Origin of the sequence: Mesorhizobium sp. RIZ17, assembly GCF_051127865.1 — a bacterium.
GTDB classification, from domain to species: domain Bacteria; phylum Pseudomonadota; class Alphaproteobacteria; order Rhizobiales; family Rhizobiaceae; genus Mesorhizobium; species Mesorhizobium humile.
In genome coordinates, this window is sequence record NZ_CP147861.1 from 5,912,461 (window position 1) to 5,928,024 (window position 15,564).

18 protein-coding genes are annotated in these 15,564 nt (G+C 63.8%); 8 read left to right on the plus strand and 10 right to left on the minus strand.

What is annotated here, in order from left to right:
- Window positions 1–26: 26 nt before the first annotated feature.
- Entirely contained in the window at window positions 27–812 is a 786-nt protein-coding gene (locus tag WDX12_RS28765; RefSeq protein WP_320295822.1) for a phosphodiester glycosidase family protein, read from the minus strand.
- 47 nt (window positions 813–859) lie between these two features.
- A complete protein-coding gene (locus tag WDX12_RS28770) occupies window positions 860–1,732 on the minus strand; it encodes an undecaprenyl-diphosphate phosphatase (RefSeq protein ID WP_320295823.1) in 873 nt (290 codons plus the stop codon).
- A gap of 203 nt (window positions 1,733–1,935) precedes the next feature.
- Between WDX12_RS28770 and WDX12_RS28775 the strand changes: the two genes are divergently transcribed.
- Entirely contained in the window at window positions 1,936–2,868 is a 933-nt protein-coding gene (locus tag WDX12_RS28775) for a hypothetical protein (protein WP_434722878.1), read from the plus strand.
- 16 nt (window positions 2,869–2,884) lie between these two features.
- Here the strand turns inward: WDX12_RS28775 and WDX12_RS28780 are convergent, their stop codons facing one another.
- Window positions 2,885–3,097 (minus strand): hypothetical protein, encoded by a 213-nt coding sequence (locus tag WDX12_RS28780; protein WP_140647475.1) that lies wholly within the window; start codon window positions 3,095–3,097, stop codon window positions 2,885–2,887.
- 129 nt (window positions 3,098–3,226) lie between these two features.
- Complete coding sequence (locus tag WDX12_RS28785) at window positions 3,227–3,622, minus strand: GFA family protein (protein ID WP_434722879.1); 396 nt, start codon at window positions 3,620–3,622, stop codon at window positions 3,227–3,229.
- A 181-nt stretch (window positions 3,623–3,803) separates the two neighbouring features.
- Between WDX12_RS28785 and WDX12_RS28790 the strand changes: the two genes are divergently transcribed.
- Window positions 3,804–4,841 carry an isopenicillin N synthase family dioxygenase gene (locus WDX12_RS28790; protein WP_434722880.1) on the plus strand — a complete coding sequence of 346 codons (1,038 nt, stop codon included), beginning with the start codon at window positions 3,804–3,806 and terminating at the stop codon, window positions 4,839–4,841.
- A gap of 13 nt (window positions 4,842–4,854) precedes the next feature.
- Here the strand turns inward: WDX12_RS28790 and WDX12_RS28795 are convergent, their stop codons facing one another.
- Window positions 4,855–5,103, minus strand: coding sequence for a ParB N-terminal domain-containing protein (locus WDX12_RS28795; RefSeq protein WP_095490758.1), 249 nt, complete (start codon window positions 5,101–5,103; stop codon window positions 4,855–4,857).
- Between the two features lie 149 nt (window positions 5,104–5,252).
- On the opposite strand from WDX12_RS28795, the gene WDX12_RS28800 reads away from it, so the two are divergent.
- The 5 genes from WDX12_RS28800 to WDX12_RS28820 are packed head-to-tail and all read left to right on the plus strand — an operon-like array spanning window position 5,253 to window position 10,376.
- Entirely contained in the window at window positions 5,253–6,893 is a 1,641-nt protein-coding gene (locus WDX12_RS28800) for a N,N-dimethylformamidase beta subunit family domain-containing protein (protein ID WP_434722881.1), read from the plus strand.
- A gap of 1 nt (window position 6,894) precedes the next feature.
- On the plus strand, window positions 6,895–8,277 hold the full coding sequence (locus tag WDX12_RS28805; protein WP_434722882.1) for an aspartate aminotransferase family protein: 1,383 nt from the start codon (window positions 6,895–6,897) through the stop codon (window positions 8,275–8,277).
- A 52-nt stretch (window positions 8,278–8,329) separates the two neighbouring features.
- On the plus strand, window positions 8,330–8,839 hold the full coding sequence (locus tag WDX12_RS28810) for a DUF523 domain-containing protein (RefSeq protein ID WP_434722883.1): 510 nt from the start codon (window positions 8,330–8,332) through the stop codon (window positions 8,837–8,839).
- A 2-nt stretch (window positions 8,840–8,841) separates the two neighbouring features.
- Entirely contained in the window at window positions 8,842–9,345 is a 504-nt protein-coding gene (locus WDX12_RS28815; RefSeq protein WP_434722884.1) for a GNAT family N-acetyltransferase, read from the plus strand.
- 2 nt (window positions 9,346–9,347) lie between these two features.
- Window positions 9,348–10,376, plus strand: a complete 1,029-nt coding sequence (locus WDX12_RS28820; RefSeq protein ID WP_434722885.1) for a histone deacetylase family protein — start codon at window positions 9,348–9,350, stop codon at window positions 10,374–10,376.
- Window position 10,377: 1 nt separating this feature from the next.
- On the opposite strand, the gene WDX12_RS28825 is transcribed toward WDX12_RS28820, so the two are convergent.
- The 5 genes from WDX12_RS28825 to WDX12_RS28845 all read right to left on the minus strand — a co-directional run bounded on the left by WDX12_RS28825 (window position 10,378) and on the right by WDX12_RS28845 (window position 15,273).
- A complete protein-coding gene (locus WDX12_RS28825; RefSeq protein ID WP_434722886.1) occupies window positions 10,378–11,646 on the minus strand; it encodes a cysteine desulfurase-like protein in 1,269 nt (422 codons plus the stop codon).
- Between the two features lie 55 nt (window positions 11,647–11,701).
- Window positions 11,702–12,769: an aldo/keto reductase gene (locus WDX12_RS28830; protein ID WP_434722887.1), complete on the minus strand. Its 1,068-nt coding sequence runs from the start codon at window positions 12,767–12,769 to the stop codon at window positions 11,702–11,704.
- Window positions 12,770–13,145: 376 nt separating this feature from the next.
- Complete coding sequence (locus WDX12_RS28835) at window positions 13,146–14,168, minus strand: IS110 family transposase (RefSeq protein WP_434722888.1); 1,023 nt, start codon at window positions 14,166–14,168, stop codon at window positions 13,146–13,148.
- A 323-nt stretch (window positions 14,169–14,491) separates the two neighbouring features.
- Window positions 14,492–14,950, minus strand: coding sequence for a hypothetical protein (locus WDX12_RS28840; protein ID WP_320295834.1), 459 nt, complete (start codon window positions 14,948–14,950; stop codon window positions 14,492–14,494).
- Window positions 14,951–15,042: 92 nt separating this feature from the next.
- On the minus strand, window positions 15,043–15,273 hold the full coding sequence (locus WDX12_RS28845; RefSeq protein WP_320295835.1) for a hypothetical protein: 231 nt from the start codon (window positions 15,271–15,273) through the stop codon (window positions 15,043–15,045).
- Window positions 15,274–15,349: 76 nt separating this feature from the next.
- Between WDX12_RS28845 and WDX12_RS28850 the strand changes: the two genes are divergently transcribed.
- Window positions 15,350–15,514, plus strand: a complete 165-nt coding sequence (locus WDX12_RS28850; RefSeq protein WP_095765222.1) for a DUF1127 domain-containing protein — start codon at window positions 15,350–15,352, stop codon at window positions 15,512–15,514.
- The last annotated feature ends 50 nt before the right edge of the window (window positions 15,515–15,564 follow it).

Here is a 15,564-nt window from a genome sequence, read left to right on the forward strand (position 1 = left end):
TCGGAGCGGCGTCGAAGCAAGCTTGGCTAGCGCCTGAACACGCCGATCATCGGCCCGAGATTCCAGAAATCGTCGTTGCGGCCGATGCCGGGCGCATAGAGGCTCGAGATCGAGCCGTCGAGGAAGAGCGCGTTCGGGCAGCCGAGCTGGTCGCGGAACAGCCGCGCGAATTCGTGAAAGGTCACGACATCGTCCGAGATCGCGAAGACCGCGACGCCGTCGGCGCGCACGCCCACACCATCGCGGATCTTGCGCGAGGTGCCGTCTGCCTGGAATTTCGGATGCAGCTTGCCATCGATGACCAGCATCGGCCCGGACTGCGTGGCGTAATCGACGCGCGGCGGACGCTTGAGATAATCCTTGGTCGCGCGAACCCCGGCCTTGCCGCCGCTGAGATAGAAGATGCCGTTGGGCTGCATCGAGAAATTGCCGGTTCCCGACCCGATCTTCGCCGGCGTGACCTGCTCGCCGCGTTCGACATAAAGGCCGACCGGCGCGAGGTTCGGGTGGTACATGCCGGCATTGATGCCGAAGAGCATGGTGCGCCCCGTCGCCTGCTGCGCGCTGCGCAGATTATGCAGCGACCGATAGAGGTCGCCGTCCTTGTTCTTCCAGAACAGCTCGATGGAAAAATGCTTCGGGTCGGCTTCGCAGACGAGGTAGGCCGCGTTCTCGAAAGTCTGGTTGCGGCAAGGCGGCAACGCCGCCAGCCATTGGCCAAGGCCCATGCCGGCGCCAAGTGCCGCCGGCGCCGCCGATTTCACCAGCGTCGCCAGCAAAGGCAAAGATTGCAGCAAGCTAACAAGATCCATCGGCGCATCCGAGGGTCAGGGCGATATGGCGGATTAGGCCGCGCCCGCTAGGTGAGCCAGCCGGTGGCGACGCAGATTAGCAGCACCACGCCGAGCAGGCCGCGATAGATGACGAACGGCCAGGCGGAGAAGCGCTCGAGCACCCGCATCAGCCCCCAAATGGCGAAGAAAGCCGAGATCGAGGCGACGATAAGGCCGACGGCCAGGATCGACCAGCCATGCGCGTCGAGATGCACCTTGTGCAATTCCCAAAGTTCCTTGAGGCCGGCCAGCGCGATGGCCGGCAAGCCGAGCAGGAAGGACAGGCGCGCGGCCTCCGGCCGGGCGAAGCCAAGCCCCATCGCCGCCGTCAGCGTCGAGCCCGAGCGCGATACGCCGGGAATAAGCGCGCCGACCTGGGCGACGCCCACCAGCAGCGCATCCAGGATCGACGCCTGGCGCAGCATCAGCTTGTGGCTGGCGAAGATTTCGGCGAGCGCCAGAAGGATCGCCATGGCGATGCATGCCCAGCCGATGACGGCAAGCCCGCGCAAGGGCGAATTGCAGGCGTTGAGCACGCCGGAAAGCGCCAGGCCGGCAATGACGATCGGGATTGTGGCAAGCACGATGCTCATCGCGAGGCGGAAATGGCGGTCGCCGAAATCGCGGCGCGAGATCGCCGAAATCGATCCGAACAGCACGTCCCTGACATCGGTCCAGAAATAGCTGATCACCGCAGCCAGCGCCGCCAGCTGCATGGCGGCGGAGAAGGCCGAGCCGGGGTCCTGCCAGCCGAGCACGGCCGGCACGATGCGCATATGCGCCGTGGACGAGATCGGCAGCAATTCGGTGATGCCTTGCACGATGCCCAGAAATGCCACCTTGGCATAACCCAGGCCGACAAAGCCGGTGTCCAGTCCTTGAGTGCAGACGTCGGTCATACCGGTCCTTTCCCCGTGTCCCGGTCGTCATCCGGGCAAAAAGTGAATCGTCATCGAAAGCCCATCGAGGACAGGCTTAGCCTCACGATAGCGTGATTCCAACTCACGGATTTGTAAGGTGCCGCTAATCCTGCTTGACAACAGGTGTCATCATATTATTCTCTGCTAATCTTACACTGTAAGGCAAATCGGAGGAGCATGCCATGTCGACCGCCGCCCTCTCGGAACTGCAGCCAGTCGTGCCGCCGCAAACGCACGCCCCGGACATCGCGATCGAGGAGGTGTCGCGCGATCTCAGCCGCGCCATCGAGCGCACCGAAGTCGCGGCCTGGCTTGACGCATACGCAGCGGCGCCCGCGGATTTCGCGGCACGGCAAGGGCTGTCGATCGCGCGCGACGGCGACCTTGTCTGGACCACCTGCACGACGATCCCGTTCATCCATTTCAACTGCGTGAAGAATATCGGCGTCGATGGTCCGGCGACCGAGGAACAACTCGATGCGCTGCTCGCGCACTACCGCGCGGCCGGCATCATGCGGCCGTGGTTCTACAGCAATCCGCATACCGAGCCGTCGCGGCTGAGATGCTGGCTGGAAGCGCGCGGAATGCAGCAGCACGGCGGCTGGGAGCGCATCTATCGCGACGCGACGCCGCTGCCGGATAAGCCGCTCTTCCCAGCCGATCCGCTTATCCCGGTAGACGATCTGGTGGTCGAGGAGGTCACGCCCAGGACAGCTTCGGATTGGGCCTCTTTCATCGATGCCAGATACAGGCTGCCTACCTCTCCCTGGCTCACCGCGCTCGTCGGCCGCAGGGGCTGGCATCACTACATGCTAAGACGCAGAGGCGCCGTGGAGGCGGTGCGCTCGCTCTTCATCGGCCCAGACGGCGCCGCCTGGAGCGGCATCGACGCGCCGGTGCCGGGGATCATGGCCCCAAGCTTCGATCTTGATGCCATGCTTGGCGAAAGGTTGGTTCGCGACGGCATCGCCGCCGGCGCGAAACTGTTTGTCGCCGACATCGAGGCGCCGCGCCCCGACCGCGATGGACCGGCCTATCGCAACTACGACCGGCTCGGCTTCAGGCTCGCCTATTTGCGCAGCCACTACAGTTACTTACCCGCGAATTCTAGCTGACGGTCCCAAGGCTGCCTCAGCGATAGAGCCACTGCTTCAGGCAGCTTCTTGCCACCACATGGGCGGGCGGCACCGAAGCCTGGTCGATGCGGGAATCCTCGCCCGCCCTGTCGCGAGCCTTTTCCAGAAGCAGGCGAAGCTCGGCCGGGCGCACGCGGTCGCGCGCCATTACGAGCTGGACCATCGGGTCGTTCAAAAGCTCGTCCAGGGTGTTGATGCTCTCGCTCATCCGTCGCCTCCTCGATGCCTTCCCGCATGGCGCTTAGATAGGCAGCCAATGATGGCCCGCCAATGACGCTTTGCCGGCTATCTCGTGAATCGAAGATGAAATTTTTGTGCAGGCCTGCGTCGCAATGACTCAGGCCGGCGGCGCGCCTTCATATTGCGGCAGGCCATCGTCAAGCATCACCCAGGACTGCTTCGAGGCGGTCCAGAAATGCATGTCGGGCTTGAACAGCGACGGATCGTCGAGCGAGCCGGAGGTGACGCCGAGAATGCCCCTTGAGTCGCGGCGTGAGAACATCGTCGTGCCGCACACCGGACAGAAGCCGCGCTGGAGGTCGGGCGTGGAATTGATCGTCGCCACCGGCCCTTCGATCGTCACGTCGTCGATGCGGAACAGAAGCCGCGCGTTGAAAGCGGCGCCGATCGCCTTCTGGCAGATCCGGCAGTGGCAGACGCGCTCATTGATCGGCTCCGCCTCCGTACGATAGCGCACCGCGCCGCACAGGCACCCGCCCTGGTATTTCGTCATGACAATCACTCGGTTACTGGAGAACGCCGGCACGGTAGCGCCGGGCATCACAGCGTCAATCAAAAACCATTGATGGGTTATGATCGGCCGCCCTGATGTGGTGGCCCAATAACGGGGACTCGCCTGCGATTGACAATTGCCAGCCGCCACGCCCTGCTTGCGGTGTCCGACGGAAGGAAGAATGATGGCCGACATCGACACAATTGCGATTGCAGCCTTGTTCGGTCCGCCCTCGCCCGCCCGCGACCAGGCCGACGCCAGAATCATGGCGGCGGCCTCCGGCATCGGCTTCATGGCGATCCGCGATTTCCCGGGCGACGACTGGCTGACGCCGCAGAACCGGGCGCGGTTGCTGGCGATCTTTTCGCTGCCCGAGGCGGAAAAGCAGAGGCTCCTGCGCTGGAATTTCGACCCCACGCGAAAGAACGTCTATCGCGGCTGGTTTCCGCTGCAGCCGACTGCCGTCTCCTACAAGGAAGGTATCGACATGGGGCCGGACATTGCCGATGCGCGGGCCGCCCCCACAGGCCTCGATGCCAACGACCCGCTTTGCGAGGCGACACCGCTGCCCGCGGAGAACATCCTGCCCGGCTGGCGCGCCGCCGCCGCCGGTTACTACAAGGCCATGGGATCGGTGGGTAACGCCCTGCTGCGCTCGGTGGCGCGCGGGCTGGGTCTTACCGAGACAGTCTTCGACGCCGATTTCGAAGGCGGCATCTCGACATTGCGCCTGATCCGCTATCCGCTGCGCGATCCAAACAGCAGCGTCGACCTCTCCGGCCCCGACTTTTCAGTGATGCACAAAGGCGAGACGCGCACGATCATCGGCCGCGAGCATGCCGATTCCGGCTTCGTCACCTTGCTGGCGCAGGACGGCGTCGAAGGCCTGCAAGCCAAGAACCTCGCCGGCGAGTGGATCGACGTGCCGCCGGCCGATGGCACGCTCGCCGTCAATTTCGGCCAACTGCTGGAGCGCTGGACCGCTGGCCGGGTGCGCGCGACAATGCATCGGGTGATCGCGCCGAGAAAAGCGCGCTTCTCGATCCCCTTCTTCTATGAGCCGCGCGTAGACGCCGAGATCGCGCCGTTGCCTTTGGCCGGCGCCGAACCTTTCGAGCCCTTCCTTTATGGCGACTATCTCTGGGATACGGCGACGAAATTCGTCGAGATGAGCGGCGTCAGGCACCTGCGCCAGCCACGGCGGGCGAAGGCTTCTTGAGCGAAACGAAGGATTAGTGGCGCTTGGCCTGGACGAGATAAGCGTCGATCTCGGTCTCGCCCAGCCATTTGGCCGCTTCCAGCCGGTGCAGGCCTTCGACCAGGATGTGACGCTTGCCGTCGTGGCGCACCTGGATCGGCGTCTTCATGCCGTTCTCCAGGATATCTTCGGCGAGATGGCGCACGGTTTCGGGATGCAGCGTCTTGCGCCGCGCCGTCGGCACGTAGATGTCGTCGACCTTGACCTTTTGCACACGCAGCATGTTGGCTCCCGCGATTGGAACATCGCCCGAAGCTGAATAGTCCGTTTGCCGGATATCGCCAAGCGCAAGCGCCTGCTGGCCCGATGCTTTCCATTTGACGCTTGGCCGGCCAATGGTCTCAATGACGGCCTCGTGATCTCAGGTGCTCCTTGACGCAACTGCCCACCGAATTCCCCGATTTCGGGCTGACGCCCGAGCAGCGCCGCGAAGCGGTGCGCGGCCACTATTACGAATGGCCGGGAATGGATGGCCCAAGCGGCGAGATCTGGTGCTACAGCGACCGTTTTTCCTATCGTCCGGGCGAGACGGTGACGCTCTTCGTCAGTTCAACCGGGCCGCAATTCAGCATCGCCATCGTCCGCGACGGCGCCCCCGAAACCAAGGTCTTCGAGAAGACAGGCCTGTCGGCGCGCTGGCAGGACACGCCCGACCAATGCTCGGTCGAAGGCTGCGGCTGGGAGGCGTCGTTCGAATTCCGGGTCGGCGACGACTGGCCGTCAGGCGCCTATCGCGTGACGCTTTCGGCCGATGGGCGGGACGGCAAGCCCTTCCACAGCCATCACCTCTTCATCGTCGCGCCCCCGCCCGGCCGAAAAGCTGGCCGCCTGCTGCAGGTGGCGGCGACCGGCACATGGCTCGCCTACAACACCTGGGGCGGTTCCAACCACTATCAGGGCATCACCGGCCCGAACCGCGACCAGTACGCGACCACGGTGTCGACGCAGCGCCCCTGGTGCCGCGGCTTCGTTGTGCTGCCCAAGGATGCGCCGCGCGTGCCACTGGAAGTCGCGGTGCCGCCGAAGACCGTACCGCGCTATCCGCATATGGAATGGGCTTTCGCCACCGGACATTCGAAGAAATATGCCTCTTCCGGCTGGGCGAGCTATGACAGCCACTTCTTCCGCTTCGCCGAGCGCGCCGGCTACCAGGTCGATCTCGTCAGCCAGCACGAGCTGCATTTCTCGCCCGAAATCCTCGACGGCTATGACTGTGTCGTCTTCGTAGGGCACGATGAATACTGGACCTGGGAGATGCGCGACGCGGTCGACAATTATGTGACCCGCGGCGGGCACGCGGCGCGCTTCGCCGGCAATTTCATGTGGCAGACCAGGCTGGAGGACGAGGGCCGTCGCCAGGTCTGCTACAAATACAAGGCACGCGCCGAAGACCCCGCATATCGCGGCGGCGACATCACCCGCGCCACCAATTCCTGGGAGGCGCCCGAGATCGGACGCCCGGGCAGCGCCACCTTCGGCCTCAATGCGACGCGGGGCGTCTATGCCGGCTGGGGCGGCTGCGCGCCGCGCGGCGTGCGCGGCTTCCCGGTGTACCGGCCCGACCACTGGGCCTTCGCCGGCACCGGCATCTACTATGGCGACCTGCTCGGCGCCGACAGCCATGTCTATGGCTATGAGGTCGACGGCCTCGATTTCGAGATCCGCGGCGGCCTGCCCTACCCGACCGCGACCAGCGGCGCGCCGGACGGCTTGCAAGTGCTGGCCGTCGGCATGGCGAGCCAGGTCGAGGAAAGCGCCGACATCCCGATCGAGGACCAGTTCCTCACCGACGAGGACGGCCGCTTCACCGCCGAGACCTTGTTCGGCGAGGCCAGCGACGCCAATCTCGACAAGGTCAAGCGCGGCAACGGCATGATCGTCAATTTCCCGCGCGGCAAGGGCGAAGTGTTCCACGCCGGAAGCTGCGAATGGGTCGCTGGCCTGCTAAGGCAGGACGCGATGGTCGAACGCGTGACCAGAAATGTTCTCGATCGCTATCTCGGAAAGTCCTGACATGCCGAAGTCCCAAGCCAAGCCCTCGCCCGAAATCGAAGTACGGCCGCCGTCGCATCTGTTCTATCTGTCCAGCCTGCGCCGGCCGCTCGTCGATCGCGCCGAGGGCATCTATTTCTGGACCAAGGACGGCCGACGCTTCATCGACGGTTCGAGCGGGCCGATGGTCGCCAATATCGGCCATTCCAACCGCAACGTGCTCGACGCCATGAAGCGGCAGATGGACAAGACCACCTTCGCCTACCGGCTGCATTTCGAGAACGAACCCGCCGAAGAGCTGGCGCGGGAACTGGCCGGAAAACTCCCCGAGGGCATGGACCGCATCTTCTTCGTCTCCGGCGGCTCGGAAGCGACTGAGTCCTGCATCAAGCTCGCCCGCCAATGGGCGGTCGCCACCGGCCAGCCCAAGCGCTGGAAGGTGATCACCCGCTTCCCTTCCTATCACGGCGGCACGCTGGGCTCGCTTTCCATCACCGGCGACGATGCGCTGGCCGAAACCTTCACGCCGATGATGCGGGTGATGCCGATGATGCCGGCGCCGACCGCCTGGCGCGACCGCGACAACCTGTCGATGGAGCAGCGCGGCATCCGCTACGCCGACATGCTGGAGGAAAAGATCCAGTCCGAAGGGCCGGAAAGCGTGCTGGCTTTCATCATGGAGCCGATCGGCGGCGCGGCAACGGCTGCCCTCGTCGCGCCCGACAGCTACTATCCGCGCATCCGCGAAATCTGCGACCGCTACGGCATCCTTCTGATCCATGACGAAGTGATGAGCGGCGCCGGCCGGACCGGCAAGTTCCTTGGCGGCGATCACTGGAATTGCAGGCCAGACATCGTAGCGCTCTCGAAGGGGCTGGGCTCGGGCTATGCGCCGCTCGGCGCTCTTGCCGCGCCGATGCGGCTGGTCGAGCCGCTGCTGGCCTCGGGCGGCTTCCAGCACGGCCACACTTATGCCGGCAATCCACTTGCCTGCGCGGCCGGCCTCGCAGTCCTGGGGGAAATGGATCGGCTCAACCTCATCGCCAATGCGGCCGCGATGGGCGACGTGCTGATGGCGGAGTTGAAAGGCTTGCAAAAGCGCTTCCCCTTCATCGCCGACGTGCGCGGAAAGGGCCTGCTCACCGGCGCCGAAATGGTCGCCGATCCGGAGACGCTGAAGCCGATCGACCCGGCCAGCAAGGCAACGCAGCGCCTGCTTGACCAAGCCTATGCGCGCGGCCTGATCATCTATGGCCGCAAGGTCAAGGGCGGCGTCGACGGCGACAATTTCATGGTGGCGCCGCCGATGATCATCACTAAAGAGCAGATCGGTGAGATGATCGCCATCATCGGAGATTCGCTGCAGGCGTTGGCGGAGGAGCTCGACCTGCCGGTGGAAGGCTGACCATCGCGCAATGTGGTGCACCGTGGTGGACAGTCGCGGAGGAAACGCCGAAATGGAGAGGGTGCTCGTCTCGGCCTGCCTGCTTGGCAGCAAGGTACGCTACAACGGCTCCTACAGGCTCGACGGTCATCCCGTGCTCGCGCGGTGGCAGTCGGAAGGACGGCTCGTGCAAATCTGCCCCGAAGTTGCGGCCGGTTTCTCCACGCCGCGCCCTCCAGCGGAGATTTGCGGCACGGGCGACGGCCATGCAGTGCTGCACGGACAGGGCCAGGTTATCGAGAAGACCGGGAAGGACGTGACTGAGCTTTACCTTGAAGCCGGGCAGCTTGCGCTTGATCTGGCGCGTGAAACAGGATGCCGCTTTGCGGTCCTGACCGACGGCAGTCCATCCTGTGGCAGCACCTTTGTTTACGATGGGAGTTTTTCAGGAAAACGCGTGGCGGGCCGTGGCACGACCACCGCGCTGCTCGAAGAGAACGGCGTTCGTGTCTTCTCGGAAGACCGGATCGACGAGCTTGATGATCTTCTGACCGGCCTTGGTCCGCCAGGATCCGTGGCCTGACAATGCGACAGGAAGACACCAGGACAGTCATCCGCCCGGGCCGCATCGAGGACGTCGAAACCATCCACGCCGCCCTGCTGCGCCTCGGCACCCATATCGGCGCGCATCAGGAAATCACCTCGACGCCGGACGACCTCCGCCGCTATGGCTTCGGCGCAAGCCCCGCCTTCTCGACTTTGATCGCCGAGATCGGCGGTGAGTTCGCCGGGCTTTGCCTGCATTTCCCGATCTTCTCGACCTGGATGGGTCGGCCAGGCGTCTATGTGCAGGACCTTTACGTCGAGGACCGCTTTCGCGGCCGCCGGATCGGCGAGAAACTGCTTCGGCGCGTGGCCAGGGAGTGTCGCGCGGCGGGCGGCGTCTATCTGAGGCTCTCCGTCGATACCGACAATGAAACGGCCAAGGCCTTCTACGAAAGACTGGGCATCGGCTGGTCGAGTTACGAACAGGTGCAGAAGATCGTCGGCGATGCCTTTTTCGCCTTTGCCGACACGCCGGAGGAATGACGATGAAAGCCTTCTATGCCGAGGAGCAGAAACGCCACGATCCCAAGGCCTTCCTCTCCAGCGGCGCGCCGCAGCCCAATCCGGAAAAGCCGGAGCGGATCGAACGATTGTTAGCCGGCGCAATATCGGTAGGTTTGACGGTCGAACGTCCAAGGAATCTTGGACTTGGACCGATCGCGGCGGTGCATACGCCTGAATATCTAGACTTCCTCAAGCACATTTTCACGCGCTGGCAGCGCATCGAAGGCGCCTCGGCGGAGGTGATCCCGAACATCCATCCGATCGCCCGCAACGGCTCCTATCCGGCCTCGGCGGTCGGCCAGGCCGGCTACCACATGGCCGACACCGCTTGCCCCATCTCGGCTGAGACCTGGAACAGCGCCCTGTGGAGCGCCTGGAGCGCGGTGGAGGCAGCCGAAGCGGTTATGGCCGGCGCACCGTCGGCCTACGCCCTTTGCCGCCCGCCCGGCCATCATGCCTTCGCCGATGTCGCCGGCGGCTTCTGCTTCATCAACAATTCGGCCGTCGCCGCGCAGGTTCTGCGGAAGAGTTCCGCCCGCGTCGCCATCCTCGATGTCGACCTGCATCACGGCAACGGCACGCAAGGCATCTTCTATGCCCGTCCCGATGTGCTGACCGTCTCGCTGCACGCCGATCCGGTGCGCTTCTATCCGTTCTTCTGGGGACATGCCGACGAGCGCGGCGAAGGGCCTGGCCTCGGCTACAATCTCAACCTGCCGCTGCCGCGCAAGTCCGGCGACGCGGCCTTTCTCGAAGCGCTGGCGACGGCCTTCCAGCGCATCCGCGCCTTCGCGCCGGAAGCGCTGGTCGTTGCGCTCGGCCTCGACGCTTTCGAGGGCGATCCGTTCGGCGGCCTGTCGGTGACGACGCCGGGCTTCTCGCGCATCGGCGAAGCGATTGCCGGACTTGGCCTGCCGACGGTGATCGTCCAGGAAGGCGGCTATCTCTGCGATGCACTCGGCGACAACCTCACCGCTTTCCTGACCGGTTTCGGCGGCAAGAAGGACTAACTCAGCAACGTTCCTGCCTCAGCATCGCGATCACGCGATGCACGCTTTCCAACGTCTCCTCGATCTCGGCCGCCGTGTTGTAATGCGCAATGCCGATGCGCACGACGCCCTGCTCGGCGGGTATGCGGAGCTGGTGGACGACCTCCCACGCATAATTGTGGCCTGACCACAGGAAGATGTTTTCGGCATTCATCTGCCGCACGATCGTTTCAGGCCCGATGCCTTCGACGGTGAAGGAAATGGTCGGCACCCGCTCGGCAAGCCGTTCCGGATCGGTGATGCCGTGGATGATCAGTCCTTCGATGTCGGACAGGCCTTCGATCAATTGCCGGGCAAGCGTGTTCTCGTAAGCGATCGAGACTTCGAACGCCTTGGCGATCTGCTGCCGTCGCGAGCCGCCCTCGCCGGCGGCGGCGCCAAGATCGGCGAAATAGTCGATTGTCGCCGTCAGCCCGGCCATCAGCTCGATCTGCGGCGTGCCAAGCTCGAACCGCTCGGGCAGGACGTTCGAAGAGCAGCGGCATTTGTAGGGTTTCAGCGCATCGATGACGTCGCGACGGCCCCACAATATGCCCATATGCGGCCCGAAGAATTTATAGGCCGAGCAGATCAGGAAATCGCAGCCGAGCTCCTGCACGTCGACCAGTCCATGCGGCGCGAATTGCACGGCATCGACATAGACCAGCGCGCCGGCTTGTTTGGCTGCCGCCGCGAGCGCCTTCACCCGGTTGATCGAGCCGGTGAGGTTCGAGGCATAGTTCAGCGCGACGAGGCGTGTCTTGTCCGAAAGCAGCGCCTTGAGCGCCGCTTCCTCCACCTGCCAGCTCCGCTCGTCGAACGGCAGGACGCGCACGACAAGGCCGAGATCCTCGGCAAGCTGCAGCCAGGGCGAGACATTGCCTTCATGGTCCATGCGCGTGACGATGATCTCGTCGCCTGGCTTCATCGTGCGGCCGAGCGTGCGCGACATGTGATAGGTCAGCGTCGTCATGTTGGCGCCTATGACGATCTCCTCGACGCTTGAAGCATTGAGGAAATCGGCCATCGCGGCATGCGCCCCATCGACCACTTTTTGCGCCGCAACCGTGGTCTCAAAGAACCCGCCCAAATTGGCGTTGGTCGAGAGCAGGCAGCGCGACACCGCATCCGCCACCGTCAGCGGCACCTGCGTGCCGGCGGGATTGTCGAGATAGATGCGCCGGCGCCCGTCATGGGCCAGCGAAAGCGCCGGAAATCTGCCGCGCACGGCCTCGATTGGAAAGTTTTCCATCGTCTCCATCCCCCTGTTTTTTCTCAACGATTTGTCTTTTATCGGCGATAACCGGTCACGGACATGGATTGCCGACACGCTGGTGGATGGCGTCGACAGCCTTCTGCATTTCTTCCGTCCAGCTGACATCGACCGAAGAAAGCGCCATCTCGAGCTGCGCGATGGTGGTCGCGCCGACGATGTTCGCGGTCACGAAGGGCCGGCTCGCCACATAGGCGTTGGCGAAGAGCGCTGGCTCCAGGCCGAAGGAGCGCGCCAGCTCGGTGTATTCGAGCAGCACTTCCGCCGCATTCGGCGTTTCGTAGCGCTGGCCGCGGTTGAAGAGCTGCGAGCGGGAACCCTGCGGTCGCGCGCCATGATTGTATTTGCCCGTAAGATAGCCCTGCGCCAGCGGCGAATAGGGGAGAAACGCGATCTCCTCGCGCTCGCAGACCTCGGCAAGGTTCACCTCGAAAGTGCGGTTGACGAGACTATAGGCGTTCTGCAGCGAGGCGACGCGCGGGCCGGAACCCTTCTCGGCTTCGAAGACGAAACGCATGACACCCCAGGAGCTTTCGTTGGAGAGGCCGAGATGGCGAATCTTGCCTGCCTTCACCAGTTCCTCGAAGACAGCCAGCGTCTCGGCAATCGGCGTCTCGTCTCCCGGAGCGCCTGCCGCATCCGCGCGCCGCGCCACCGCTCCGACGCGCGTCGGGTTCGAGCCCCACGGAATATCCCGGTCCGGCCAGTGGATCTGATAGAGGTCGATATAGTCGGTGCCGAGCTTGGCCAGCGATTTCTCGACCGCGTCGAAAATGTCGGCGCGCACCAGCTTCGACGGACGATTGCCGCGGAACCATGTATTGGCCGTGCGGCCGACCACTTTCGAGGCAAGGATGACCTTATCCCGGTTGCCGTTGGCCTTCATCCAGCTGCCAATGGTTTTCTCGGTGCGCCCTTGCGTCTCAGCCTTGGGCGGGATCGGGTAAAGCTCGGCCGTATCGATGAAATTCACGCCGCGCGAGAACGCCAGATCCATCTGCGCGTGGCCTTCGGCTTCGGTGTTCTGCTGGCCCCAGGTCATCGAGCCGAGGCAGATTTGCGAAACAAGGAGATCGGTCCGACCGAGGCGGCGTTTATGCATGGGGTTTCTCCGGCGGGAGGTTTGCGCGGACAGTGCGGGGAGGAGATTGAACATAGAGCAAAACGCTTGTGTTTTGCAAAGTCGCCCAGTTTCGAGATTGGCCGAAGCGTCAGTCAGTTCGTCATGTATGGACGGCCCCTCTTGGGCAAGAGGCAAAATAGCGGCGACGGCTTAAGTCTGGAGCGGTCATGTATTCGGCCTTTGATGCGGTCGATTTGATGACCGCTGGCCCTCAGGGGTTACGCGGATCGAGTTCCAATCATTCTAGCGCGCTTTTTAATCGCGATGACGAAGGCGGAGTGTCTCGACCCAGGTCCTGACCATTTTGCCGTGCTGCTATTTGCTCCTTACGCTGTTAAGGGCCTCGCTTTGCGGGTTATGCCGCAGCCGGCGCCCTGTATTCCTGTCCCGAGCTCAGCATTGCCCAGATGATGCGCGCGGTCTTGGCTGCCTGCGCCACGACCGCGACCTTGACCGGGCGCCTGGCCAGCAGGCCGCGTATCCAGGGCGAGCCTCTGTCGGGCTTGGCCCTGACCTGGCGCAGCCAGGAACTGGCGCCGAGAATGAGCAGCCTTCGCAGGTCTCTGTCGCCGGCGCGACTGATATGGCCCGTCAGCTTGTGCTTGCCGCCGGTGTCATGACTCTTGCGGGTCAGGCCGAGCCACGCCGCGAAGTCCCTGCCCGAGGCGAACTGGCGGCCGTCGCCAATGGCCGCGATGGTTGCATGTGCGATGATCGGGCCGACGCTCGGGATCGTCGTCAGCCGCAAGGCCGCTTGCTGCTGCCTGACCTGAGCCAGGATCTGCTTGTCCAGCTTGCCGATCTCGCCATCCAGCGCCCGCCATTGTCCGGCCAGCGGCGCCAGGCAGATCAGCAGCGCCGCGGGGATGGCCTCATCCGAGGTCTCGATGCGCTGCAGCAGCGCTTCCAGGCCCGCAGCCCCCTGGGCGCTTGTCTGGCCCATCTCATAGAGCAGGCCACGCATGGCGTTGGCCAACTGCGTGCGCTGGCGCACCAGAAGGTCACGCGTGCGGTGCAGGCCCCTGGCCCATTGCTGTTCGACCGTCTTGATCGGCACGAAGCGCATGTCGGGCCGGCTTACCGCCTCGCAACAGCCGTGCGCGTCGCGCACATCGTTCTTGTTGCGCGGAACATAGGGCTTCACATAGGCCGGCGGCATCAGCTTGACCTCATGGCCAAGCGCGCTGAGCGTGCGGGCCCAATGATGAGCCGAGCCGCAGGCCTCCATGCCGATCAGCGCCGGCGGCTGCGCGGCGAAGAACTTCTCCACCTGCGCGCGGCGCAGCTGGCGCTGCACCACCACGCGCCCGGCAGCATCCACGCCGTGCACCTGAAACACATTCTTGGCCAAATCGATACCAAATCTGATAGCTTGCATGACGGACGGTCTCCTTCCGCTGGAGTTAATCACAGCCCAGTTTGGCACATTCGATGCCGCAAGGGGCCGTCCACCCATCATTCTAGGGCGGAGCAAGGAGCGAAGCGAAGCGCGCAGACCCTGGAATCCATTCCGTTACGCTAAGGCGTTGCAGCGATTACAGAATTCTGCACCGTTGCACTCTACATTGAAGGTCACGGCATGGATCCTTGGGTCTGCGCTCCGCTTCGCGTCGCTACGCCCAAGGATGACGAACATTGGCGAGGCTCCAGCCAATCTCGATGGCTTGCGATGGGTTGCCGAAGCGAACCTGATGGAGGGAACTACCGCCTCACCCCGGCCAAAGCCCGCCGCTTGGCCTCGTCGATCAGCATATTGGCCACCTGCATGCGGATCATGGCGCGCTGGCGCAGATGCGGCGCGACGCGGTCCGGATGGTTGGCGAAGGCGAAGTTGCGGCGGATGCGACCGAAATCGGCGTTCTTGGCCGGGCGGTCGAGGCCGAGCTCGCCGGCGATCGCTTCGGGATCGATCGGCGGCAGCTTTTCCTCCGGCCGGTGCTCTTCGCCGGCCAGCGCCAGTTTCGCCTGGTCGAGCAGTGCCGCGAACTCGGCCGCAAGGTCGGCGCCTTGCTCGCGGTATTCGGCGGCGACGCTCTCGCCCGCAACCTTTATGCGGCCGGAATGCAGCTCATCGGCCACGGACAGATAGTCGAATGGGATAGACGGCCGGGCGCCCTCGTCCTCGCCTTTCTCCGAGGCGACGATCAGGTCGTCGAGCAACGAAGCGAAATCGAGCTTGTTCCCGGTGCCGATCTCAGCCTCCCCCTATGGTGACGGCATGCATTGATGCCGCCGAACATAGGGCGCTCTCGTTAAAAATGAATGCTGGCGATGTTGACAATTGCCGGCTTTTCCAGCCCGGCGGGACGACTTTCAGATAACAAAAAGCCGGACTGCATTTTCGTGCAGTCCGGCAAGGTCGCCAGGAGTGGCGAGGAAAAAGCCAGCCATGAGCCGGCACGGTGCCTACGTTCGAGCCCGCCGGAAAGTTTCACGGAAAATCGATTGTGGCGGAAAAAATTTCGTGTGGACATGGCAGCCATGCAATTGCTGCACTGCACAATTTTAACAAATCGCCTATATCTTGGTGCCGGGAGGACCAACAGGGGCAACTGAGTCATGGGGTTCTTCACTGAAATGTTCGCTAGGCCGAGGCCGCAGGAACACCAGCGCTACCGCTCGGCGCTCGCGCTTCTGAACGCGATGAGCAATGCGGACCGCGCCGACATCGGCATCAAGCCGGCCGATTTTCCGCGCATCGCGCGCGAAATGTCGATCCGCTGAGCTGAACCAGAGAGGTTTCCCGGGATGTCGGGAAACCTCCAAGCCATTCA